A 21472-nucleotide genomic window follows, 5' to 3' on the forward strand; every position below is an offset into this window, starting at 1 on the left:
GGAAAACATGCCGCAGCCCCGCCACATCGCCTTCGACCCGAAACGCCGGGCCGTGTCCATCGCCTTGCCGTTCGCCGGCCTCGGATTGCCCGCGCTGCCGCTGTTCGCGCAGGACGCCGCCAGGCCCAAGCTGGACGTGCCTTACGTGCCCACGCCCATGGAGGTCGTCAACAAGATGCTCGACATGGGCAAGGTCGATTCCAAGGACGTGCTCTACGACCTGGGCTGCGGCGACGGCCGCATCGTCGTGACGGCGGCCAAGGAGCGCGGCGCGCGCGGCGTCGGCATCGACATCGACCCTCAGCGCATCGCCGAGGCCAACGAGAACGCGCAGAAGGCGGGCGTGAAGGACCGCGTGCAGTTCCGCGTCGGCGACCTGTTCAAGTCCGACTTCTCACCCGCCACCGTGGTCACGCTCTACCTGCTGCCCGACATCAACAAGCGGCTGCGGCCGCAGCTGTGGCAGCAGCTCAAGGTCGGCACGCGCATCGTCTCGCACGCGTTCGACATGGGCGACGAGTGGCCGCCCGAGCAGACGGAGCGCGTCGACTTCAAGACGATCTACGCCTGGACGATCAAGCCCGAGCACAAGAAGGCGCGGGCCTGAAAGCAAACGGCCCGCTCGAGGCGGGCCGTCGAGACTCCACGAGGCTTGATCAGCCTTTGATGCCGGCCGCGCTGCGCAGCGCTTCGGCCTTGTCGGTGCGTTCCCAGGTGAACTCCGGCTCCTCGCGGCCGAAGTGGCCGTAGGCCGCCGTCTTCTCGTACACCGGGCGCAGCAGGTCCAGCATCTGGATGATGCCCTTCGGGCGCAGGTCGAAGTGCTCGTTCACCAGCTGGGCGATCTTCTCGTCGGGAATGACGCCCGTGCCTTCCGTGTAGACCGTCACGTTCATCGGCTTGGCGACCCCGATGGCGTACGCCACCTGGATCTGGCACTGGCGCGCCAGCCCGGCGGCCACGACGTTCTTGGCGACATAGCGCGCCGCGTAGGCCGCGGAGCGGTCGACCTTGGACGGGTCCTTGCCCGAGAACGCGCCGCCGCCATGCGGGCAGGCGCCGCCGTAGGTGTCGACGATGATCTTGCGGCCGGTCAGGCCGCAGTCGCCCTGCGGGCCGCCGATGACGAAGCGGCCGGTCGGGTTGATCAGGTAGCGCGTTTCCTTGAGCCACTCCTTGGGCAGCACCGGCTTGATGATCTCCTCGACGATGGCCTCGGTGAAGGAGGCCTTCATCTTGGTGCCCTCGCTCTGCTCGGGGCTGTGCTGGGTGGAGAGCACCACGGTGTCGATGCTGTGCGGCTTGCCGTTGACGTAGCGCATCGTCACCTGGCTCTTGGCGTCGGGGCGCAGGAAGGGCAGGCGGCCGTCGCGGCGCAGCTGGGCCTGGCGCTCCACCAGCCGGTGGGCGTAGTAGATCGGCGCGGGCATCAGCACCGGCGTCTCGTCGCAGGCATAGCCGAACATCAGGCCCTGGTCGCCGGCGCCGATGTTGAGGTAGTCGTCCGACGCGTGGTCTACGCCCTGGGCGATGTCGTTGGACTGCTTGTCGTAGCAGACCATCACGGCGCAGCCCTTGTAGTCGATGCCGTACTCGGTGTTGTCGTAGCCGATGCGCTTGATGGTGTCGCGCGCGACCTGGATGTAGTCGACGTGGGCGTTCGTCGTGATCTCACCGGCCAGCACCACCAGGCCGGTGTTGCACAGCGTCTCGGCGGCCACGCGGCTGCGCGGGTCCTGCTTGAAGATGGCGTCGAGGATTGCGTCGGAGACCTGGTCGGACACCTTGTCGGGGTGCCCCTCGGACACGGATTCGGAGGTGAAGAGGAAGTCGTTCGCCATTGAATAAACTCCAGCGTTTTCGGTTGCAAGGCGCGTTGCCTTGGCCGGAGCTTCGGGCGAACGCTTTAGCAGAATTTTTTGGGTCGCCCTGCAAGTAGTTCAATAACTCGGCGACAGGCCCGATTCTAAAGCTTCCAGAAGTGCTCACCCTCTTTCGCGCGCTGGCCGTGCTGCCCCTGTGGCTCTTGCACGCCATCGGCTGGCTGCTGGGCTGGCTGGCTTTCCTGGGCTCGCCGACCTACCGGCGCCGCTTTGCGGCCAATGCGCGGCAGGCCGGCTACCGCCTGGCCGACGTGATCAGCGCGGTGCCGTCCGCCGGCCGGCTGGTGGCCGAGGCGCCTCGCCTCTGGTTCGGCGCCGCGCCGCGCGTGCTCTGGTCCGGCGCGGAGTTGATCGACGCCGCGCTGACGCGCGGGCGCGGCATCGTCTTCCTCACGCCGCATCTGGGCTGCTTCGAGGCCGCGGCCCAGGGCTACGCCGGCCGCTTCGGGCCCATCACCGTGCTGTACCGGCCGCCGCGCAAGGCCTGGCTGCGTCCGCTGGTGGAGGGCGCGAGAACGCGCCGCAACCTGTTCGCCGCGCCCACCACGCTGGCCGGTGTGAAGCAGATGCTCAAGGCGCTGCAGGCCGGGCAGGCCGTCGGCCTGCTGCCGGACCAGGTCCCGCCCGATGGGCTGGGCGTGTGGGCGCCGTTCTTCGGCAGGCCCGCGTACACGATGACGCTCTCGGCCCGCCTCGCACGGCAGACCGGCGCTGCCGTGCTGCTGGCCTGGGGCGAGCGGCTGGGCTGGGGCCGTGGTTACCGGATCCACCTGCGCCCCTGGCCCGGGGACTTCGAAGCGGAACCGCAGGCGGCCGCCGCGCAGGTCAATTCGCAGATGGAAGCGCTGATCCGCGAGTGCCCTTCGCAGTACCTGTGGGGTTACGCGCGCTACAAGACGCCGAGGGAGGCGCGCTGATGCTGAGCCGCCTGGGGGTCCTCTTCATGAAGGCGCTCGCGCCCCTGCCGTTGGGCTGGGTGCGCGGGCTGGGTTCTGCGCTGGGGTGGCTCCTGTATTTCGTGGTGCCGCGCCGGCGCCACGTGGTCCGCGTGAACCTCGACCTGTGCTTCCCCCAGTGGAGCCCCGAGCAGCGCCGCGCGCTCGTGCCGCGCGTCTTCATCGCCTTCGCCCAGGCGTGGCTGGATCGCAGCTGGCTGTGGCATGGCGATCCGGTCAAGGTGCGCGAGCGCGTCACGCTGAAGGGCGCCGTCGGCGAACTCGAGGGGAATGAGCCCACGGTGGTCTTCTGGCCGCACTTCGTCGGCATGGACGCCGGCTGGACGGCGCTGACGCTGGATACCACCCGCCCCTTCATGACGATCTACACGCACCAGAAGAACCGGGTGGTGGACGACTGGATCCTCCAGGGCCGCCAGCGCTTCGGCAACGTGCGGCTGTTCCGCCGCGCGGATGGGGTGAAGGCGGTGGTGAGTGCACTGCGCGACGGCGTGCCGCTGTGCCTGCTGCCCGACATGAACTTCGGTCCGGAGGAGTCGATCTTCGTGCCGTTCTACGGCGTGCCGGCTGCGACCGTGCCGTCGCTTTCGCGCTTCGCGCGGCTGGGCCGGGCCAAGGTGGTGCCGCTGCTCACGCGCATCACGCCACAGGGGTACGAGGTGCAGGTGCTGCCCGCGTGGCACGACTTCCCGTCCGACGACCTGGAAGCGGACACGGCGCTGATGAACGAGCGGCTGCAGGACTACATCGACGGGATGCCGGAGCAGTACTACTGGGTGCACAAGCGGTTCAAGACGCGGCCGGAAGGCGCCAAGCCGGTGTACTAGGCCAGAAACGCCGCGAGCCTCTCCGCCACGAACCCGGGCTTTTCATGGACGATCCAGTGAGACGCGTCCGGCACCTTCTCCAACTTCAAGTCCGAAACGTACTCCTCGAGGCCCTCGACGAGGGACGGCAGCAGCGCCGCATCCTGCATGCCCCAAAGGACCAGCGTTGGCAGCCCCACCGTGAGCATCTCGCGCGGCAGCGTCACACCAGCGGCCGCCGGATCGCCGGCACGCGCAGGACGCACGGGCGATGCCCGGTAGTAGTTGCAGCCGCCCACGAGCCCCGCCCCGGGCGGTCCACCGGCAGGCCCGTTCCACACTTCGCGGTACTGGTCCTTCACAGCCTCGGTGAGCCACGTCGCCGCGCCCCAGCTGCGGAAGAAGGCCCACAGGCGGCGGTAATCGTCCTCGGCCAGCAGCTGCTCCGCATCCGGGCGGATCAGGAAGTTCATGTACGCGCTGGCTTGCTGCTGCTGCGGGTCGCCGCGCAGCTCGCGCAGGAAGGTGCCGGGATGGGGCGAGTTGATGATGGCCAGCCGGCGCATGAGCTGTGGCTGCTGGTTGGCGAGATTCCAGCCGATCGCGCCGCCCCAGTCGTGCGCGACCAGGCACTCGATCTGACCGCCTTCGGCGGCCATGAGCGCGGCGATGTCCTGCACGAGGTGCTTGGCGCGGTAGGCGCTCACGTCCTTGGGCGAGGACGATCGCTCGAAGCCGCGCAGGTTCGGCGCCACGCAGCGGTAGCTGCCGTTCTCCGGCCGCGCGAAATGCTGCAGCAGCTCGTCCCAGACGAACGCCGCTTCGGGAAAGCCGTGCAGGAACACCAGCGTGGGCCGGCCGCGTTCGCCCGTGGCCCGGCAGCTGAGGGTGATGCCGTGGGGGAGGTCCTGCAGATACGTTTCGATCATTCGTCCTCGCTGTGCGTCCAGTTCCACAGAAGCTGCGCGGTTTCTTCCACGCCTTGCCGCTTGAGGGCGGAGAACAGTCTGGCTTCGCCGCCCGCGGTCTGCAGTCGCGCGATGGACAGGGCCTTGGCGGCTTCGCTCTTGCTCAGCTTGTCGGCCTTGGTCAGGAGCACGAGGAACTTCAGGCCCGCTTCGACGCGCGGCCGGATCACCTCCAGCAGGATCTCGTCGAGCTCCGTCAGGCCATGGCGCGGGTCGCACAGCAGCACCACGCCGCGCAGGTTGGGTCGGCTCACCAGGTAGTTGGCCATCACCTGCTGCCAGCGCAGCTTGTCCTCGCGCGGCACGGCGGCGTAGCCGTAGCCGGGCAGGTCGGCCAGCACGGCGTCGGTCACGTCCTGCTTGCCCAGCGAGAACAGGTTGATGCTCTGCGTGCGGCCGGGCGTCTTGGAGGCAAAAGCCAGCCGCTTCTGCTGCGTCAGCGTGTTGATGCAGGTCGACTTGCCGGCGTTGGAACGGCCGACGAAGGCGATCTCCGGATGGTCATGCGGCGGCAGGAATTCGAGCTTGGGCGCGGTGGTCAGGAAGCGCGCCGTGTGCAGCCACGCCATCGCGCGATCGGCCGGGCCTTTGGAAGCGGCGCTGGCGGCCGGCGGTGCTGTCATGTGGGGGAGGTGCCGCCCGGGGAGCCCGGGGAGGCGCATTGTAGAATCCCGGGGTTTTGCGCCAAGAAACCCACCTCTAGAACATGACGTTGCTCGCCCGCCTGCTCGCCGCCGCGATCCTGGCCGCTCCCGCGCTCCACGCCTTCGCCCAGCAGCAGGGCGCCGCCCCCGCCGCCGCGCCTGCAGCGGCCGCTTCCGCGCCTGCGGCGAACGCCACGCCCGCCGCCCCGGCCGGCCAGGTCAAGGTCGACGCCGCCGCCGGCGGCCAGCGTTACGCCGCCGTGTGCGCGGCATGCCACGGGCCGGAAGGCAACTCCGGCATCGCGCAGAACCCCAAGCTTGCGCAGCAGTTCGCCGAGTACACGGTCAAGCAGCTGCAGGAGTTCAAGACCGACAAGCGGCCCAGCGCGATCATGAAGCCATTCGCTTCGCAGCTGAGCGACCAGGACATGGTCAACATCGCGGCGTTCCTGGCCAGCAGCAAGGCCAGGCCCGGCTTCGCGCGCGACAAGGCCCTGGTCACCCAGGGCGAGCGCATCTGGCGCGGCGGCCTGCCCGACCGCCAGATCGCCGCCTGCGCGGGCTGCCACAGCCCCAACGGCGCCGGGATCCCGGCGCAGTACCCGCGCCTGTCGGGCCAGCACGCCGACTACACCATCACGCAGCTGAACAAGTTCCGCACCGCCGCCAACGTGCCCAATGTCAAGGGCGACGGCGCACGGGCCAACAGCATCCAGATGATGCAGATCGCCTCCCGCATGACCGACCAGGAGATCCGCGCCGTCGCCGACTACGTCGCCGGCCTGCGCTGATGGCTCGCACGGGCCGGGAACCAAGCAGGTCCGGCCCGACACTACAGGGGGCGGGATCTTCCGGATCCCGCCTTTTTGTTTTCATAAGCCTCCCCGAATGACCGCTTCCACCGAGGGCTTGCGCCTCGCGACACCATCCGAACGCCTGCGAGCCACGGTGGAACTGCTGTCGTCCATGCGGTTCTCGATCTCGCTGCTGACGGTGATCTGCATCGCGTCGGTGATCGGCACGATCCTCAAGCAGCACGAACCCGCGGTCAATTACGTCAACCAGTTCGGCCCGTTCTGGTCGCAGCTCTTCCTGGCGCTCAAGCTCAACGCGGTCTACAGCGCCTGGTGGTTCCTGCTGATCCTGGCCTTCCTGGTGGTGAGCACGTCGCTTTGCATCGCGCGCAACACGCCCAAGATCCTGGCGGACCTCAAGGGCTACAAGGAGAACATCCGCGAGCAGAGCCTGCAGGCCTTCCACCACCGCGCCGGCGGTGAGCTGGGCGATGCGCCGGAAGCGGCCGCGCATCGCATCGGCAAAGCCCTGGTTTCCGGCGGCTGGAAGGTGCGCCTGCAGCAGCGCACCACGCCGCAAGGCGAAGGCTGGATGGTGGCGGCCAAGACGGGCGCGGCCAACAAGCTCGGGTACATCGCCGCGCACAGCGCCATCGTGCTGGTCTGCCTGGGCGGGCTGTTCGACGGCGACCTGATCGTGCGCGCGCAGATGTGGTTCGGCGGCAAGACGCCGTACACCGGCGGTGGCCTCATCGCCGACGTGCCGCCGCGCCACCGCTTGCCGGCCAGCAATCCCACCTTCCGCGGCAACCTGCTCGTTTCGGAAGGCACGCAGTCCAGCACGGCGATCCTGGCGCAGTCCGACGGCATCCTGCTGCAGGAACTGCCGTTCTCCATCGAGCTGAAGAAGTTCATCGTGGAGTACTACTCCACCGGCATGCCCAAGCTGTTCGCCAGCGAGATCGTGATCCACGACCGCGAAACGGGCGAGAAGGTGCCGGCGCGCGTGGAGGTCAACCATCCGGCCAGCTGGCGCGGCATCGAGATCTACCAATCGAGCTTCGACGACGGCGGTTCCACCGTGAAGCTGGCGGCGGTGCCGATGACCGGCACGGGCAAGCCGTTCGAGGTCCAGGGCACGATCGGCAGCAACACGCAGATCACGCGAGGGCAGGGCGACGGTGCCGAGAAGCTCACGCTGGAGTTCACGGGCCTGCGCGTGATCAACGTGGAGAACATGTCGGAAGCGGGCGGCGGCAGCGGAGCCGATCCGCGCAAGGTCGACCTGGGCGACTCGATCGGCGCGCGATTGGGCGCGGCCAACAAGACGACGAACAAGAAGGAGCTGCGCAACATCGGCCCCTCCGTCAGCTACAAGCTGCGGGACGCAGCAGGCCAGGCGCGCGAGTTCAACAACTACATGCTGCCGGTCGACATGGGCGAGGGCGTGCCGGTGTTCCTGCTGGGCCTGCGCGACACGCCGTCGGAGAACTTCCGCTACCTGCGCGTGCCGGCCGACGACCAGGGCGGCATGGACGGCTTCCTGCGACTGCGGGCCGCGCTGGCCGACCCCGCGATGCGCGAGCAGGCGGTGCGCCGCTACGCGAAGGCGGCCACCGATCCCGCGCGGCCGCAACTCGCCGAGCAGCTGGCGGGATCGGCCGCACAGGCGCTCGCACTGTTCGCGGGTGACCCCGCCGCAGGCGGCAAAGGCGCGGGGCTCGCCGCCGTGTCGGATTTCCTCGAGACGCGCGTGCCCGAGGGCGAGCGCAATCGGGCGGGCGAAGTCGTGGTGCGGATCCTCGGCGGCGTGCTGTTCGAGCTGGCGCAGATCACGCGCCAGCAGGCGGGGCTGGCGCCCCTGGATCCGGGCGATCGCACTCAGGCGTTCATGACGCAGGCCGTGATGGCGCTGAGCGACGCGCACCTGTACCCCGCGCCGATGGCCTTCCAGCTCAAGGATTTCCAGCAGCTGCAGGCCAGCGTGTTCCAGGTGACACGTTCCCCGGGGCGCAACATTGTCTATCTCGGGTGCGCTTTGCTGATCCTTGGCGTTTTTGCGATGCTCTACGTCCGCGAGCGCCGCCTGTGGGTGTGGCTGCGTCCCGCGGCCGGCGGCAGCGAAGCGTCGATGGCGCTGTCGAGCAACCGCCAGACCCTCGAGGTCGATCGCGAGTTCGACCGCCTGCGCACCCAACTGCTCGGAACCCGATGAACACCGCCGCCACCCAGACCATCACCCTCGACCCAGGCTTCTTCGCGAAGCGGCGCCCGCTGGACTGGGTGTTCGCCCTGCTGGTCGCCGCCGGCGGGCTGTTCGCCTTCACCCGCTACTCGGCGTACATGGACGTGTACGAGAAGGGCATCCTGCTGGGATCGATCCCCGCGGCGATCTGGCTGGGCTGGTTCTGGCGTCCGCTGCAGGCATTGATGGTCGCGGTGGCCGGGTTCTCGCTGCTGGGCGTCTTCTCGTACCAGGGCTCGCTGGCGCGCGCGGAGAACGTCTTCTGGCTGAAGTACTTCCTCTCCAGCCAATCGGCGATCCTGTGGATGAGCGTGCTGTTCTTCATGAGCACCGCGTTCTACTGGTTCGGGATGGTCGGCCGCAGCCAGGCCGACGCGATGGAAAGGATCGGCTCGCGCGTTGCGTGGGCGGCAGTGGGCATGGCCCTCATCGGCACCATGGTGCGCTGGTACGAGAGCTACCTGATCGGGCCGGACATCGGGCACATCCCGGTGAGCAACCTGTACGAAGTCTTCGTCCTCTTCTGCTGGCTGACGGCGCTGTTCTACCTCTACTTCGAGTCGCACTACGGCACGCGCTCGCTCGGCGCATTCGTGATGCTGGTGGTCAGCGCAGCGGTCGGTTTCCTGCTCTGGTACACCGTGGTGCGCGAGGCGCACGAGATCCAGCCGCTGGTGCCGGCGCTCAAGAGCTGGTGGATGAAGCTGCACGTGCCGGCCAATTTCATCGGCTACGGCACGTTCGCGCTCGCCGCGATGGTGGCGTTCGCGTACCTGATCAAGCAGAAGGCGGGCGAGACGCGCTGGTGGAAGCTGGCGCCCCTGTGGGGCCTGGGCGTGGTGCTGTGCTTCGAGCCGATCGTGTTCCGCCGCAACGTCGAAGGCGGCAGCAGCTACTGGGCGGTGTACTTCGGCGTCGCGGCCCTGATCGTCGCCGGCATCCTGTGGGGACGCCGGCGCATCGCCGCGCGCCTGCCTTCATTCGAAGTGCTGGACGACGTGATGTACAAGTCCATCGCCGTCGGCTTCGCCTTTTTCACCATCGCCACCGTGCTCGGCGCGCTCTGGGCGGCGGAGGCCTGGGGCGGCTACTGGAGCTGGGACCCGAAGGAGACCTGGGCGCTGATCGTCTGGCTCAACTACGCGGCCTGGCTGCACATGCGCCTGATGAAAGGCCTGCGCGGCGCGGTCTCGGCGTGGTGGGCACTGGTGGGCCTGGCGGTAACGACGTTCGCCTTTCTTGGCGTCAACATGTTCCTATCGGGCCTGCATAGCTACGGCGCGCTCTGACACCTGATTCCGTGTATGGTCCGGGCGCGCAGCACCTTCTCACCAGGGCAACCGCGAAGGGGACCTTCATGCTGATCAAGACCGCACGCGACGGCTTCATCCACCCGATCTCCAGCGAGATCACGCCGCAGGCGGTGTACCGCAGCCGGCGGGAACTGCTCAAGCTGATGGCCACCGGCGCCGCCGGCGCCGCGCTGGCTTCCTGGGCCGGCCGCGAGGCTTGGGCACAGGGGCAGCGGCCGGGCAAGCTGGCCGAGCTGCCGTCGACGAAGTCGCAAGTCCCCGGTGCGATGACGATGGAGAAGGTCACCGACTACAAGGACGCGTCGACGTACAACAACTTCTACGAGTTCGGCACCGACAAGGACGACCCGGCGAAGAACGCGAAGACGCTGAAGACTTCGCCGTGGACGGTGGAAGTCGACGGCATGGTGAAGAAGCCGGCGAAGTTCGCGCTCGAAGACCTGCTGAAGCTGTCGGCGCAGGAGGAGCGCATCTACCGCCTGCGTTGTGTCGAAGGCTGGTCGATGGTGATCCCGTGGGTCGGGTACTCCATGTCGAAGCTGGTGGAGCGGGTCGAGCCGCTGGGCAGCGCGAAGTTCGTCGAGTTCTACACGCAGGCCGATCGCGCCACCATGCCGGGCCTGCGCTCCAGCGTGCTCGACTGGCCCTATGTCGAAGGCCTGCGCCTCGACGAGGCGATGCATCCGCTGACGCTGCTTTCTTTCGGCATGTACGGCGAGGTCCTGCCCAACCAGAACGGCGCGCCGGTGCGTCTGGTGGTGCCGTGGAAGTATGGCTTCAAGAGCGCCAAGAGCCTGGTGCGCATCCGCTTCACCGACCAGGAACCCAAGACCGCGTGGAACAAGGCTGCGGCCAACGAATACGGCTTCTATTCCAACGTGAACCCGAACGTGGACCACCCGCGCTGGTCGCAGGCCACCGAGCGCCGCATCGGCGAGGACGGACTGTTCGCCAAGAAGCGCAAGACGCTGATGTTCAACGGCTACGAGGCCCAGGTCGGGCAGCTGTACGCCGGCATGGACCTGAAGAAGAACTACTGAGCCGGGGCCTCGGCGATGCGAGCGGCTTCGGCCAGGCACTGCTGTTCCGCGAGGGACCGTTCGCGGTTCAGCTTCGAGGCGATGAGGTCGGGCAGCGTGCAGTCGGGTGAATCGTCCCGCGCCGCGCCGTCGGCGGGATTGGCGCAAGCGGCCGCCCAGTGGACGTCATGGATGTTGGCCACCTGTTCGCGGCAGCGGGCGAGGGCGAGACGTGCGCCGGTGCTCAGCGGCACACGCTGCGCCGCGGTGGTGCCGGTGCGCGATTGCGGCTCGGGCCATCGGCTGCCCAGCCCCTGCACCGCGTCGAGCACGGCCACTCCCGCCAGCAGCATCGCCGCTGCGACCGGGGAGGAGAGCCGGGTGCTCATGGCTGCTTCGCAGGAAATCCAGAATAGCACTCGCTCCCCGTTTGCGTGGGGCCGGAGCCTCTGCTGATGGCCACCGCCGCGCGCCGTTCCGTCCTGCTGCATCCGGCGGCCAAACCGCTGCTGTTCGTCCTGGCGCTGCTGCCATTCGCGTGGCTGTTCTACGGCGCGGTGGCGAATCAGCTCGGAGCGAATCCAGCCGAATACCTCATCCGCGCCACCGGCGACTGGACGCTGCGTTTTCTCTGTCTGACGCTGGCCGTCACGCCGCTGCGAGTGGTCACCAGCCAGCCCGCGCTCGTGCGCTTCAGGCGGATGCTGGGGCTGTTCACCTACTTCTATGCGTGCCTGCACCTGTCGGGCTATGCGCTGTTCGACATGGGCCTGGACTTCGCCGACATCGCGAAAGACATCGCCAAGCGGCCGTTCATCCTGGTGGGCTTCGCGGGGTTCCTGCTGCTGACGCCGCTGGCCGCGACGTCGTTCAACCGCGCGATCCGCGCGCTTGGTGCGTCGCGCTGGCAGGCGCTGCACCGCGCCGTCTACGTCATCGCCGGCCTGGCGATCCTCCATTTCTTCTGGATGCGCGCGGGCAAGAACGACTTCGCCGAAGTGGCGGTGTATGCCGCCATCCTAGCGGTGCTGCTCGGATGGCGCCTGTGGCGGCGACTGCGCGGCGCGGCCGCGCGGCCGGTCAGCGCACCAGCCGCTCGCCCCGCATCAGGTCGCTGACCTGCTCGCGCTCGCGGATCAGGTGCGCGCGGTCGCCATCGACCAGCACCTCGGCGGGACGCGACCGGGTGTTGTAGTTGCTGGCCATGCTCATGCAGTACGCGCCGGCCGACAGCACGGCGAGCAGGTCGCCCGGCTGCACGGCGAGCTGGCGGTTGCGGCCGAGCCAGTCGCCGCTTTCGCACACGGGACCGACCACGTCGTAACTGGACTCGTCAGCCCCGGAGCGGGGCTTGACCGGGAGGATGGCGTGGTAGGCCTCGTACATGGCCGGGCGCGGCAGGTCGTTCATCGCCGCGTCGACGATGCAGAAGTTCTTCTGTTCGCCGGGCTTGAGGTACAGCACCTCCGTGACGCAGATGCCTGCGTTGCCCACGAGCGAGCGGCCCGGCTCGATCATCAGCTCGCGGTCGCCGTAGCCGCGCGCGTCGAGGCGGGCCAGCAGCCTGGACCACAGCTGGTCGGCCGCGGGCGGCAGCACGCCCTGGTAGTCGATGCCCAGGCCGCCGCCGAAGTCGATGTGCTGCAGGCGGATGCCGGCGGCTTCGATGCCCTCCACGAGGTCGAGCACCCGCTCCATCGCGTCCATGTACGGGCTGCTGTCGGTGATCTGCGAACCGATGTGGCAGTCGATGCCGACCACGCGCAGCCCCGGCAGCTCTGCGGCGCGGCAGTACGCGGCGAGCGTGCGCTCGTGTGCGATGCCGAACTTGTTGTCCTTCAGGCCGGTCGAGATGTAGGGATGCGTCTTCGGGTCGACATTCGGATTGACGCGGATGCTCACCGGGGCCGTGCGGCCGTGCGTGGACGCGACTTCGCTCAGCACTTCCAGCTCGGCCTCGCTCTCGACGTTGAAGCAGCCGATGCCGACCTCGAGCGCGCGCGCCATCTCCGCGCGCGTCTTGCCGACGCCCGAGAAGATGATGTCGCGCGCGGGCGCACCGACGGCCAACGCTCGCTCGAGTTCGCCGCCCGAGACGATGTCGAAACCGCAGCCCGCCTGCGCGAACACCTGCAGCACGCCCAGCGACGAGTTGGCCTTCATCGCGTAGCAGATCTTCGATTTGCGTCCCGCGAATCCGCGCTGGTAGGCGGACAGCGACGCGAGCATCGACGCCTTCGAATAGACGAACAGGGGCGTGCCGTGCCGGCGCGCGAGTTCGCTCACGCGCAGCTGCTCGACATGCAGCTCGCCGTCGCGCCAGGCGAAGTGGGGATGTCCGGGTGTGGTCATGGCTAACGCACCGGGGCTGCAGTGCCCGTGCCTTGTCCGCCCACGGGCTCACGCGTCTGCGCGGGAGGAGCCGGCGATGTCATCGAGGGATCGGTCATGGTCGGGGTGATCGTCCGGCCGGGGATGAGCACCTGCGGCAGGGTGGCGCGGTTGGCGGCGGCCGGGTCGGTGGGCAGGAAGAGGTCGCCCTTCTGTCCGCAAGCCGCCAATGACGCCAGTGCCATCGCGGCCGGCAGCGCGCGGCGCCAGGGGCCGCTGCATAGAATCGCCCGGAGAGTCAACATCGCGGAATTGTAATGACCGACCCCGAGTACATGGACCGCGCCGAGGCGCTGCTGCGCCAGGTGGAGATGGGCTGCGACCGCATCAACGAGGACACCGAAGCGGACATCGACAGCCAGCGGGTCGGCGGCATGGTCACGCTCACGTTCCGCAACGGCACCCAGATCGTCGTCAACCTGCAGAAGCCGCTTCACGAGGTCTGGCTCGCGGCCAAGGCCGGCGGCTATCACTACAGGTTCGATGGGTCGCGCTGGATGGACACCAAGGGCCAGGGCGAGTTCTTCGAGAACCTGAGCCGGCAGGCGACGCAGCAGGCCGGGCAGCCACTGTCGTTCGGCTGAACGCCGCGGCCGCGAAGCGCGGCGTTCAATTGCGGAACAGGTCGAGGATGCTGCGGCGTTCCTCGGGCGCACGCGGCGCGGGAGCGGCTGCAGGAGCGGGCGGCATGCCGTCGGAGTTCAGCAGGGTCCGGTCGCCGGGCGCGCCGGGTGCGGCCTGGCCGGAGCTGCCCCGCGGCGCCTGGATCTCGTTGCTGCCCGCGCTCACCGGCTCGCCGGCCAGCGGGGTGGTCACGCCCAGGCTCGCAACGCCGCCGCCGCGCGCGTACTCCTCGTAGTACCACTCGCCGCCGACGTTGACCACGCCGGGCGGGGCAAACGCGGGCACTTCGGGCACGCCCTTGAGCGCGGTTTCCATGAAGTTGATCCACACCGGCAGGCTCATGCTGCCGCCGGTCTCGCGGTCGCCCAGCGGGCGCGGGTTGTCGTATCCCATCCAGACCACGGCGACCAGCGAAGGATGGAAGCCGTTGAACCAGGTGTCGATCGAATCGTTGGTGGTGCCGGTCTTGCCGTAGATGTCCGGTCGCTTGAGCGTGGCCTGAGCGCGCGCCGCCGTGCCCGATCGCGTGATCTCCTGCAGCAGCCGGTTCATGATGAAGGCGTTGCGCGCGTCGATGGCGCGCACCGCCTCGGTGGGCAGCGGCGGCTGCGTCTCCACCAGCACCTTGCCGCGGTGGTCGCTGATGCGCGCGATCATCCAGGGATTGACGCGGTAGCCGCCGTTGGCGAACACCGCGTAGCCGGTGGCCATCTGCAGCGGCGTCACGGAGCCCGCGCCCAACGCCATCGTCAGGTAGGGCGGGTGCTTCTCCGCTTCGAAGCCGAATCGCGTGACCCAGTCCTGCGCGTTCTGCGTCCCCACTGCCTGCAGGATGCGGATCGACACCATGTTCTTGGACTTGGCCAGCGCCGCGTGCAGCGGCATGGGGCCCTCGAACTTGCCGTCGTAGTTCTTCGGCTCCCAGGGCTGACCACCCGTCACGCCCGCATCGAAGAACAGCGGTCCGTCGTTGATGATGGTCGACGGAGTGAAGCCCTTCTCGAGCGCCGCCGAGTAGATGAAGGGCTTGAAGCCGGAGCCCGGCTGGCGCCAGGCCTGGGTTGCGTGGTTGAACTTGTTCTTGTGGAAGTCGAAGCCGCCCACCATGGCCTGGATCGAACCGTCGCGGGGATTGAGCGCGACGAATGCGCCTTCCACTTCGGGAAGCTGCGTGATCTCCCAGGTGTTCCTGGGCGTGCGCACGACGCGGATGACGGCGCCGGGCCGGATCCTGATCTTGGGCGCCGCCTTTTCCGACAGGCCCGTCTGCGCGGGCCGCAGCCCCTCGCCGGTGATCTCGAACGGCTCGCCATTGCCGCGCACCGCAACGATGCGCTTGGGCCCGGCCTCCAGCACCACGGCGGCCATCACGTCGCCGTTGTCCGGGTGATCGGACAGCGCGTCGTCGATGGCGTCTTCCCGCTCCTTGCGGTCGGCGGGCAGGTTCACGAATTCCTCGGGGCCGCGGTAGATCTGGCGGCGCTCGTAATCCATGATGCCCTTGCGCAGCGAGCGGTAGGCCGCCTCCTGCTGCGAGGCCTTCACGGTGGTCACCACGTTGAGGCCGCGGGTGTAGGTTTCGGCGCCGTACTGGGCGAACACGAGTTGGCGGACCGTCTCGGCCACGTAGGCCGAGTGCGTGGCGACGTCGAAGCCGCCGGTGCGCAGCTTCAGTTCCTGCTTCTTCGCGGACGCCGCGTCTTCGGCGGTGATGAAGCCGTTCTCCTCCATCCGCTCGATGATGTACAGCTGGCGCGAGCGCGCCCGCTTGGGATTGCTCACCGGGTTGTTGGCCGAAGGCGCCTGGGGCAGGCCAGCCAGCATCGCCGCCTCGGCGATGGTGATGTCCTTCATCGGCTTGCCAAAATAGATCTCCGAGGCCGCCGCGAAGCCGTACGCGCGGTTGCCCAGGAAGATCTGGTTCATGTAGATCTCGAGGATCTGGTCCTTGGTGAGCAGGTGCTCCAGCTTGAACGTGAGCAGCACCTCATACAGCTTGCGGGTGAACGTCTTCTCGGACGAGAGGTAGACGTTGCGCGCCACCTGCATCGTGATGGTTGAGGCGCCCTGGCTCTTGGCCCGGCCCAGGTTCGCGATCGCGGCGCGCACCAGGCCGCGGTAATCGACGCCGCTGTGCGAATAGAAGCGCGCGTCCTCGATCGCGAGCACCGCGTTCTTCATGACCGCGGGAATCTCGGCGATCGGCGTCAGGTTGCGCCGCTCCTCGCCGAACTCGCCCAGCAGCACGCCGTCGGCCGAGAACACGCGCAGCGGCAGCTTGGGCCGGTAGTCGGCGAGCTCGGAGATATCAGGCAGGTTGGGGTAAGCGACCGAGAGCGCCACGGCGCCGACGATGACCAGGGAAACGCCAGCCGCGAGCACGCCGCCGGCAAGCCACAACAGCGCCGCGAGCACGCGCTGGCTGAAGGTGCGGTTGGACTTGGACCGGGAGCGGGACGCCGGGCGGTCTTCGGGCGGCAGATCAGTGGGCATAAAACGTTGGATTGCGTCCCGGGACGATTATAGGAACGGCCCCTGCGGACTGTCGGGCTCGGAAGGGCAGCCGCCCTCATCGGTTAAGCCGCATTCTTAAGCTCTGCGGTTGCATTGCGCATGAGCTGGTCAGCTCGTCGGTTTTTGACAACGCTTGACTGTCGAGCGGAGGAAAAAATCCTTTTGCGACAAGGATGTTACTGCTAGCATTCAAGTGGAATCTTAAGTTTGTTACGTCCTGAAATGGATGTGGAGGAGTGAGTGTTGAGCTCTTTCGGATCATTCTTGAGCCGCGGCCCGGCACCTCTGCTGGGGCTGGACATCAGCTCCTCCAGTGTCAAGCTGGTCGAGCTCGGCCGTGACAAGTCCGGCACGCTCGTGCTGGAGCGCTGCGCGATGGAGCCGCTCGAGCGCGGCTGGATCACCGACGGGAACGTGGAGAAGTTCGACGAGGTCGCCGAGGCGATGCGCCGGCTCGTCAAGAAGAGCGGCACCCGCACCCGCAACGTCGCGATGGCCCTGCCTCCATCGGCCGTCATCACCAAGAAGATCATCCTCCCGGGCGGCCTGAGCGAGCAGGAGCTCGAGGTGCAGGTCGAGACCGAAGCCAACCAATACATCCCGTTCTCGCTCGATGAAGTAAGCCTGGATTTCTGCGTGGTCGGCCCCAGCCCCACGTCCGCTGGCGACATCGAGGTGCTCATCGCCGCCTCCCGCCGCGAGAAGGTGCAGGACCGCCAGGGCCTGGCCGAGGCCGCGGGCCTCAAGCCGGTGATCATCGACGTCGAGTCCTATTCCTCGCGCCTGGCGGCTGGTCGCCTGATCCAGTCGCTGCCCACCGGCGGTGTCGACACGATGGTGGCGCTGTTCGAAGTCGGCGCGTTCACCACCAGCATGCAGGTGATCCGCAACGACGAGGTCCTGTACGACCGGGACCAGGCCTTCGGCGGCGCCCAGCTCACGCAGCTGATCGTGCGCCAGTACGGCTTCTCCCCCGAGGAGGCGGAATCCAAGAAGCGCAGCGGCGAGCTGCCCGACGACTACGAGACGGCCGTGCTGCGGCCCTTCGTCGACAGCATGGCGCAGGAAGTGGCCCGCGCGCTGCAGTTCTTCTTCACCAGCACGCCGCACAACAAGGTCGACCACATCATGCTCGCGGGCGGATCGGCGGCGCTCCCCGGGCTCAATGAAGCCGTCACCGCGCAGACCTCGTTTCCCTGCGCGCTGGCCAACCCGTTCGAAGGCATGCACATCGGCGACGGCGTGCGCGAGAAGAAGATGCGGCGCGAGGCACCGTCGTATCTGACTTCCTGCGGCCTGGCCATGCGGAGGTTCCTGCAGTGATCCTGATCAACCTGTTGCCGCACCGCGAAGCGGCCCGAAAGCGCAGGCGCGAGGCGTTCTTCGCCTCCTTGGGAGCCGCGGCGGTGTTCGGCGGCGTCGTCGCCGGCGCCATCTTCCTCTGGTACGCGGCCCAGATCTCCAACCAGCAGGCCAAGAACACGGTCCTCGAGCAGGAGATCAAGCAACTCGAGGCGCAGATCAAGGAGATCTCCACGCTCCAGCAGGAGATCGCCGCGCTGCGCGCCCGCCAGCAGGCGGTGGAAGACCTGCAGGCCGACCGCAACATGCCCGTGCACCTGCTCAACGAACTCGTGGCGCAGCTGCCCGATGGCGTCTACGTCACCAGCCTGAAGCAGGAGAACCAGACGGTCAGCATCTCGGGCGTCGCGCAGTCCAACGAGCGTGTGTCGGAACTGCTGCGCAATCTTGCCAACAACAGCCAGTACCTGACCAAACCGGAACTGGTCGAGATCGTCGCCGGCAACGTGAACCTGACCCCGCGCGAGCAGCGCCGCGTGGGCAACTTCAACATGCGCGTGCGCCTGCTGCGTTCGAGCGAAGTGCAAAAGGCGGCAGGGGCCGCTTCGGCGCCTGCTGCCGGCGCTCCCGCCCCGGCCGCCGTTGCACCGTCCGCCGCCGCACCGGCTTCCGCCGCGAGGACCTGACCATGGCCGCCTCCACCGCCGCACCCAAGTTCAACCTCGCCGACCTGCAGCAGAAGATCGCTTCGCAGTTCCGCGGGCTCAACCCCAACGACCCGGCGACCTGGCCGATCCTGCCGCGCCTGCTCGCGTGCGCGGCGCTCATGGCCGCCATCGTCATCGCGCTGTGGTTCGTCTGGCTCTCCAACTCCGACGCGGAGCTCGAGGCCGAACTGGCCAAGGAGAAGGCCCTCAAGGCGGACTTCACCAAGAAATTGGGCCAGGCGGTCAACCTCGCGGCGCTCAAGCAGCAGCGTGAACAGGTCCAGCGCTACGTCGACCAGCTGGAAAAGCAGCTTCCCAGCAAGGCCGAGATGGACGCACTGCTGTCCGACATCAACCAGGCGGGCCTCGGCCGCAGCCTGACGTTCGAGCTGTTCCGCCCCGGGCAAGTGAACGTCAAGGAGTACTACGCCGAACTGCCCATCGCATTGAAGGTGACCGGGCGCTACCACGACGTGGGCTCGTTCACCGCGGACGTGGCCAATCTTTCGCGGATCGTCACGCTCAACAACCTGGCGGTGACGCCCGCCAAGGACGGTACGCTGGTCATGGAAGCGCAGGCCAAGACCTTCCGGTACCTCGATGCCGAAGAAGTCCAGAAACAGCGCAAGGCCACGGCGCCGGGAGCCAAGAAATGATCACGCAGCGCATCGTCTTTTTCGCCGCGCTGGCCGCCGCCCTGGCGGGCTGCGGCGGCTCGGGCCAGGACGAACTCCAGGACTGGATGGCGCAGCAGAGGGCTCAGACGAAGCCGAAGGTGGAGCCGATCCCCGAGCCCAAGAAGTTCACGCCCCAGCCTTATACACAGGCGACGGCCTTCGATCCCTTCAGCAACCAGAAGCTCACGCAGGCGCTCAAGCGTGAATCGGCGCATTCCACCACCAGCGCCGCGCTGCTGGCCCCCGAGCTGGCCCGCCACAAGGAACCGCTGGAAAGCTTCCCGCTGGACACGATGTCCATGGTCGGCAGCCTGCTCAAGCAGGGCCGGCCGGTGGCGCTGGTGAAGGTGGACAGCCTGCTGTACCAAGTCAAGCCGGGCAACTACCTCGGCCAGAACTACGGAAAGATCGTCAAGGTCGGCGAGGCCGAGGTCGTGCTGCGCGAGATCGTGCAGGACGCCGCGGGCGAGTGGGTCGAGCGCACCGCGACCCTCCAATTGCAAGAGAGGGCGAAATGAAAAACCAGAAATCCTTGTCATGGCGACTGCTGATTGCGTGCGTTGGGGGCCTGATGGCGCTCGGCGCCAGCCTTTCCGCGAGCGCGCAGACCGTCATCGAGAACGTCAGCAGCTCCATCCAGGGCGGTGTCGAGGTCGTCCGCATCGACTTCTCCCAGCCGCTCACCGCGGTGCCGCCCGGCTTCACGGTCCAGACCCCTGCGCGCATCGCGCTGGACGTTCCCGGCGCCACGAACGGTCTGGGCCGCTCCTCGGTCGAACTGAACCAGGGCAACCTGCGCTCGGTCAACGTCGTCACCGCCGGTGACCGCACGCGCCTGGTGCTGAACCTGAAGGCGCCCACGGGCTACAAGGCCCAGGTCGAGGGCAAGTCGCTGCTGGTGTCGCTCGAGCCGGTCGCCGTGGCGAGCACCGCGCCTTCGGCCGGCCAGTCCGCCTTCGCCGAGAGCCGCAACCGCGATGCCCAGCCGATCAAGGACCTCGACTTCCGCCGCGGCGCCGACGCCGCAGGCCGGGTGCAGGTCGAACTGCCGAGCAACCAGGTCGGCGTCGACATCAAGCAGCAAGGCCAGCAACTGGTCGTGGAATTCCTGCGGTCCACGCTGCCTGAAGGCCTGCGCCGCCGTCTCGACGTTTCCGATTTCGGCACCCCGGTGCAGACCGTCACCACCTTCCAGGCGGGCGACCGCGTGCGGATGGTGATCGAGCCCAAGGGCCAGTGGGAACACAGCGCCTACCAGAGCGACACCCAGTTCGTGGTTGAAGTGCGGCCGCTGCGCGTCGATCCGAACAAGCTGTCTCAGGGCCCGGGCTTCACCGGCGAGAAGCTGTCGCTGAACTTTCAGAACATCGAGGTTCGCTCGCTGCTCCAGGTGATCGCCGACTTCACCAACTTCAACATCGTCACCTCCGACTCCGTGTCGGGCGCCGTGACGCTGCGGCTGAAGGACGTCCCCTGGGACCAGGCACTGGACATCATCCTGCAGGCCAAGGGCCTGGGCATGCGCAAGAGCGGCAACGTGCTGTGGATCGCGCCGAAGGACGAAATCGCCGCCAAGGAAAAACTGGACCTCGAGTCCCGCAACGCGATCCAGAGCCTGGAGCAGGTGCGCACGCAGTCCTTCCAACTCAACTACACGAAGGCCGCCGAGATCGCGGCGCAGATCACGGCCGGCACGGGTGCGGCGCGTATCCTCAGCCCGCGCGGCAGCGTCATCGCCGAGCCCCGCACGAACCAGCTCTTCGTCACGGACATCCCGTCCCGCATCGAGCAGGTGCAGTCGCTGATCAGCCAGCTCGACATCGCCGTGCCGCAGGTCCTGATCGAGGCGCGCATCGTCGAAGCGTCCGACACCTTCGGCAAATCGCTGGGTGTGCGCCTGGGCGGATTCCCGATCACCGTGAACGGCGGCCGCAACAGCATGTTCGGCCCGACGTACATCGGACCCAATTTCGACCAGCAAAACCCGCCCGTGCTCGGCGACAACGTCGGCACGACGGCAGGCGATTTCGTGAACCTCCCGTCGCTGGGTGTCGGCGGCTTCGCCCCGGCTTCGTTCGCGGTTTCGCTGTTCGAGTCGCGCCTCACGCGCCTGCTGAACCTCGAAATCTCCGCCCTGGAAGCCGATGGCAAGGGCAAGCTGGTGTCCAGCCCGCGCATCGTCACGGCCGACAAGACCAAGGCGCTGATCGAGCAGGGCACCGAATTTCCGTACCAGCAGGCCACCTCGAGCGGCGCGACGTCGGTCGCTTTCCGACGCGCCACGCTCAAGCTCGAAGTCACGCCGCAGATCACGCCCGAGGGCAACATCATCCTGGACCTGGACATCAGCAAGGACAGCCGCGGCGAGACCACGGCCGCCGGCATCGCCATCAACACCAAGCACATCCGCACCCAGGTGCTGGTGGACAACGGCGGCACGGTGGTGATCGGCGGCATCTTCGAGCTGGCCGAAGCCGAGACCGAAACCAAGGTGCCGCTGCTGGGTGACATCCCCGCGCTGGGCAACCTGTTCAAGAACCGCGCCCGCACTGCCAACAAGCAGGAAATGCTGGTGTTCATCACCCCGAAGATGATCGCCGACCGCAGCGCTGCGCGCTGATCGGGACGG

General features: G+C 67.7%; 21 protein-coding genes. 14 read left to right on the top strand and 7 right to left on the bottom strand.

Annotated elements, in window-relative coordinates:
- The first annotated feature begins 7 nt into the window (after nucleotides 1-7).
- Nucleotides 8-607 (top strand): class I SAM-dependent methyltransferase, encoded by a 600-nt coding sequence (locus EZ313_RS12010; RefSeq protein WP_135263369.1) that lies wholly within the window; start codon nucleotides 8-10, stop codon nucleotides 605-607.
- 49 nt (nucleotides 608-656) lie between these two features.
- Here EZ313_RS12010 and metK read toward each other — a convergent pair whose 3' ends face one another.
- Nucleotides 657-1841: a methionine adenosyltransferase gene (metK, locus tag EZ313_RS12015; RefSeq protein ID WP_135263370.1), complete on the bottom strand. Its 1185-nt coding sequence runs from the start codon at nucleotides 1839-1841 to the stop codon at nucleotides 657-659.
- Nucleotides 1842-1981: 140 nt separating this feature from the next.
- On the opposite strand from metK, the gene EZ313_RS12020 reads away from it, so the two are divergent.
- Both EZ313_RS12020 and EZ313_RS12025 read left to right on the top strand, forming a co-directional pair.
- Nucleotides 1982-2800, top strand: coding sequence for a lysophospholipid acyltransferase family protein (locus EZ313_RS12020; RefSeq protein WP_135263371.1), 819 nt, complete (start codon nucleotides 1982-1984; stop codon nucleotides 2798-2800).
- Nucleotides 2800-3666 (top strand): LpxL/LpxP family acyltransferase, encoded by an 867-nt coding sequence (locus EZ313_RS12025; RefSeq protein ID WP_135263372.1) that lies wholly within the window; start codon nucleotides 2800-2802, stop codon nucleotides 3664-3666. Before EZ313_RS12020 ends, EZ313_RS12025 begins: the two co-directional genes overlap by 1 nt.
- On the opposite strand, the gene EZ313_RS12030 is transcribed toward EZ313_RS12025, so the two are convergent.
- Nucleotides 3663-4574, bottom strand: a complete 912-nt coding sequence (locus tag EZ313_RS12030) for an alpha/beta fold hydrolase (RefSeq protein WP_135263373.1) — start codon at nucleotides 4572-4574, stop codon at nucleotides 3663-3665. The two genes, EZ313_RS12025 and EZ313_RS12030, sit on opposite strands and share 4 nt — an antisense overlap.
- Nucleotides 4571-5236 carry a ribosome biogenesis GTP-binding protein YihA/YsxC gene (yihA, locus tag EZ313_RS12035; RefSeq protein ID WP_135263374.1) on the bottom strand — a complete coding sequence of 222 codons (666 nt, stop codon included), beginning with the start codon at nucleotides 5234-5236 and terminating at the stop codon, nucleotides 4571-4573. The genes EZ313_RS12030 and yihA overlap by 4 nt, the downstream gene beginning before the upstream one ends.
- 83 nt (nucleotides 5237-5319) lie before the next feature.
- Here yihA and EZ313_RS12040 point away from each other — a divergent pair, with 83 nt between their 5' ends.
- The 4 genes from EZ313_RS12040 (at nucleotide 5320) to msrP (ending at nucleotide 10649) form a co-directional block, all read left to right on the top strand.
- Entirely contained in the window at nucleotides 5320-6048 is a 729-nt protein-coding gene (locus tag EZ313_RS12040) for a c-type cytochrome (protein ID WP_135263375.1), read from the top strand.
- Between the two features lie 97 nt (nucleotides 6049-6145).
- Complete coding sequence (locus EZ313_RS12045; RefSeq protein ID WP_135263376.1) at nucleotides 6146-8266, top strand: cytochrome c biogenesis protein ResB; 2121 nt, start codon at nucleotides 6146-6148, stop codon at nucleotides 8264-8266.
- The gene (gene ccsB / locus EZ313_RS12050) at nucleotides 8263-9585 is read left to right on the top strand and encodes a c-type cytochrome biogenesis protein CcsB (protein WP_135263377.1); all 1323 of its coding nucleotides are present in this window, start codon (nucleotides 8263-8265) and stop codon (nucleotides 9583-9585) included. The genes EZ313_RS12045 and ccsB overlap by 4 nt, the downstream gene beginning before the upstream one ends.
- A 68-nt stretch (nucleotides 9586-9653) precedes the next feature.
- Entirely contained in the window at nucleotides 9654-10649 is a 996-nt protein-coding gene (msrP, locus tag EZ313_RS12055) for a protein-methionine-sulfoxide reductase catalytic subunit MsrP (RefSeq protein WP_135263378.1), read from the top strand.
- On the opposite strand, the gene EZ313_RS12060 is transcribed toward msrP, so the two are convergent.
- Nucleotides 10643-11017, bottom strand: coding sequence for a hypothetical protein (locus tag EZ313_RS12060; RefSeq protein ID WP_135263379.1), 375 nt, complete (start codon nucleotides 11015-11017; stop codon nucleotides 10643-10645). The genes msrP and EZ313_RS12060 overlap by 7 nt on opposite strands.
- A gap of 66 nt (nucleotides 11018-11083) precedes the next feature.
- Here EZ313_RS12060 and EZ313_RS12065 point away from each other — a divergent pair, with 66 nt between their 5' ends.
- On the top strand, nucleotides 11084-11746 hold the full coding sequence (locus tag EZ313_RS12065; RefSeq protein ID WP_135263380.1) for a protein-methionine-sulfoxide reductase heme-binding subunit MsrQ: 663 nt from the start codon (nucleotides 11084-11086) through the stop codon (nucleotides 11744-11746).
- On the opposite strand, the gene lysA is transcribed toward EZ313_RS12065, so the two are convergent.
- Together lysA and lptM are read right to left on the bottom strand one after the other, a co-directional pair.
- Nucleotides 11709-12980: a diaminopimelate decarboxylase gene (gene lysA / locus EZ313_RS12070; RefSeq protein WP_135263381.1), complete on the bottom strand. Its 1272-nt coding sequence runs from the start codon at nucleotides 12978-12980 to the stop codon at nucleotides 11709-11711. The genes EZ313_RS12065 and lysA overlap by 38 nt on opposite strands.
- A gap of 2 nt (nucleotides 12981-12982) precedes the next feature.
- Nucleotides 12983-13264, bottom strand: coding sequence for an LPS translocon maturation chaperone LptM (gene lptM / locus EZ313_RS12075; RefSeq protein WP_135263382.1), 282 nt, complete (start codon nucleotides 13262-13264; stop codon nucleotides 12983-12985).
- Between the two features lie 12 nt (nucleotides 13265-13276).
- Between lptM and cyaY the strand changes: the two genes are divergently transcribed.
- Nucleotides 13277-13603, top strand: coding sequence for an iron donor protein CyaY (gene cyaY, locus EZ313_RS12080; protein WP_135263383.1), 327 nt, complete (start codon nucleotides 13277-13279; stop codon nucleotides 13601-13603).
- 25 nt (nucleotides 13604-13628) lie between these two features.
- Here cyaY and EZ313_RS12085 read toward each other — a convergent pair whose 3' ends face one another.
- Nucleotides 13629-16136, bottom strand: a complete 2508-nt coding sequence (locus EZ313_RS12085) for a penicillin-binding protein 1A (RefSeq protein WP_135263384.1) — start codon at nucleotides 16134-16136, stop codon at nucleotides 13629-13631.
- 264 nt (nucleotides 16137-16400) lie between these two features.
- Between EZ313_RS12085 and EZ313_RS12090 the strand changes: the two genes are divergently transcribed.
- The 5 genes from EZ313_RS12090 to EZ313_RS12110 are packed head-to-tail and all read left to right on the top strand — an operon-like array spanning nucleotide 16401 to nucleotide 21463.
- Nucleotides 16401-17480 (top strand): pilus assembly protein PilM, encoded by a 1080-nt coding sequence (locus EZ313_RS12090; RefSeq protein ID WP_135263385.1) that lies wholly within the window; start codon nucleotides 16401-16403, stop codon nucleotides 17478-17480.
- Nucleotides 17477-18145 carry a PilN domain-containing protein gene (locus tag EZ313_RS12095; protein WP_135263386.1) on the top strand — a complete coding sequence of 223 codons (669 nt, stop codon included), beginning with the start codon at nucleotides 17477-17479 and terminating at the stop codon, nucleotides 18143-18145. The genes EZ313_RS12090 and EZ313_RS12095 overlap by 4 nt, the downstream gene beginning before the upstream one ends.
- Before the next feature lie 2 nt (nucleotides 18146-18147).
- Complete coding sequence (locus EZ313_RS12100; protein WP_135263387.1) at nucleotides 18148-18822, top strand: type IV pilus inner membrane component PilO; 675 nt, start codon at nucleotides 18148-18150, stop codon at nucleotides 18820-18822.
- A complete protein-coding gene (locus EZ313_RS12105) occupies nucleotides 18819-19361 on the top strand; it encodes a pilus assembly protein PilP (protein ID WP_135263388.1) in 543 nt (180 codons plus the stop codon). The genes EZ313_RS12100 and EZ313_RS12105 overlap by 4 nt, the downstream gene beginning before the upstream one ends.
- Nucleotides 19358-21463 (top strand): type IV pilus secretin PilQ, encoded by a 2106-nt coding sequence (locus tag EZ313_RS12110; protein WP_135263389.1) that lies wholly within the window; start codon nucleotides 19358-19360, stop codon nucleotides 21461-21463. The genes EZ313_RS12105 and EZ313_RS12110 overlap by 4 nt, the downstream gene beginning before the upstream one ends.
- Nucleotides 21464-21472: the final 9 nt, after the last annotated feature.

This window comes from Ramlibacter henchirensis (assembly GCF_004682015.1).
GTDB lineage: Bacteria > Pseudomonadota > Gammaproteobacteria > Burkholderiales > Burkholderiaceae_C > Ramlibacter > Ramlibacter henchirensis.

What these genes read in the sequence shown, in the direction of transcription:
- EZ313_RS12010 (WP_135263369.1), top strand. Translation starts at nt 8, where the DNA reads ATGCCGCAGCCCCGCCACATCGCCTTCGACCCGAAACGCCGGGCCGTG.
- metK (WP_135263370.1), bottom strand. Translation starts at nt 1,841, where the DNA reads ATGGCGAACGACTTCCTCTTCACCTCCGAATCCGTGTCCGAGGGGCAC.
- EZ313_RS12025 (WP_135263372.1), top strand. Translation starts at nt 2,800, where the DNA reads ATGCTGAGCCGCCTGGGGGTCCTCTTCATGAAGGCGCTCGCGCCCCTG.
- EZ313_RS12030 (WP_135263373.1), bottom strand. Translation starts at nt 4,574, where the DNA reads ATGATCGAAACGTATCTGCAGGACCTCCCCCACGGCATCACCCTCAGC.
- yihA (WP_135263374.1), bottom strand. Translation starts at nt 5,236, where the DNA reads ATGACAGCACCGCCGGCCGCCAGCGCCGCTTCCAAAGGCCCGGCCGAT.
- EZ313_RS12040 (WP_135263375.1), top strand. Translation starts at nt 5,320, where the DNA reads ATGACGTTGCTCGCCCGCCTGCTCGCCGCCGCGATCCTGGCCGCTCCC.
- EZ313_RS12045 (WP_135263376.1), top strand. Translation starts at nt 6,146, where the DNA reads ATGACCGCTTCCACCGAGGGCTTGCGCCTCGCGACACCATCCGAACGC.
- ccsB (WP_135263377.1), top strand. Translation starts at nt 8,263, where the DNA reads ATGAACACCGCCGCCACCCAGACCATCACCCTCGACCCAGGCTTCTTC.
- msrP (WP_135263378.1), top strand. Translation starts at nt 9,654, where the DNA reads ATGCTGATCAAGACCGCACGCGACGGCTTCATCCACCCGATCTCCAGC.
- EZ313_RS12060 (WP_135263379.1), bottom strand. Translation starts at nt 11,017, where the DNA reads ATGAGCACCCGGCTCTCCTCCCCGGTCGCAGCGGCGATGCTGCTGGCG.
- EZ313_RS12065 (WP_135263380.1), top strand. Translation starts at nt 11,084, where the DNA reads ATGGCCACCGCCGCGCGCCGTTCCGTCCTGCTGCATCCGGCGGCCAAA.
- lysA (WP_135263381.1), bottom strand. Translation starts at nt 12,980, where the DNA reads ATGACCACACCCGGACATCCCCACTTCGCCTGGCGCGACGGCGAGCTG.
- lptM (WP_135263382.1), bottom strand. Translation starts at nt 13,264, where the DNA reads ATGTTGACTCTCCGGGCGATTCTATGCAGCGGCCCCTGGCGCCGCGCG.
- cyaY (WP_135263383.1), top strand. Translation starts at nt 13,277, where the DNA reads ATGACCGACCCCGAGTACATGGACCGCGCCGAGGCGCTGCTGCGCCAG.
- EZ313_RS12085 (WP_135263384.1), bottom strand. Translation starts at nt 16,136, where the DNA reads ATGCCCACTGATCTGCCGCCCGAAGACCGCCCGGCGTCCCGCTCCCGG.
- EZ313_RS12100 (WP_135263387.1), top strand. Translation starts at nt 18,148, where the DNA reads ATGGCCGCCTCCACCGCCGCACCCAAGTTCAACCTCGCCGACCTGCAG.
- EZ313_RS12105 (WP_135263388.1), top strand. Translation starts at nt 18,819, where the DNA reads ATGATCACGCAGCGCATCGTCTTTTTCGCCGCGCTGGCCGCCGCCCTG.
- EZ313_RS12110 (WP_135263389.1), top strand. Translation starts at nt 19,358, where the DNA reads ATGAAAAACCAGAAATCCTTGTCATGGCGACTGCTGATTGCGTGCGTT.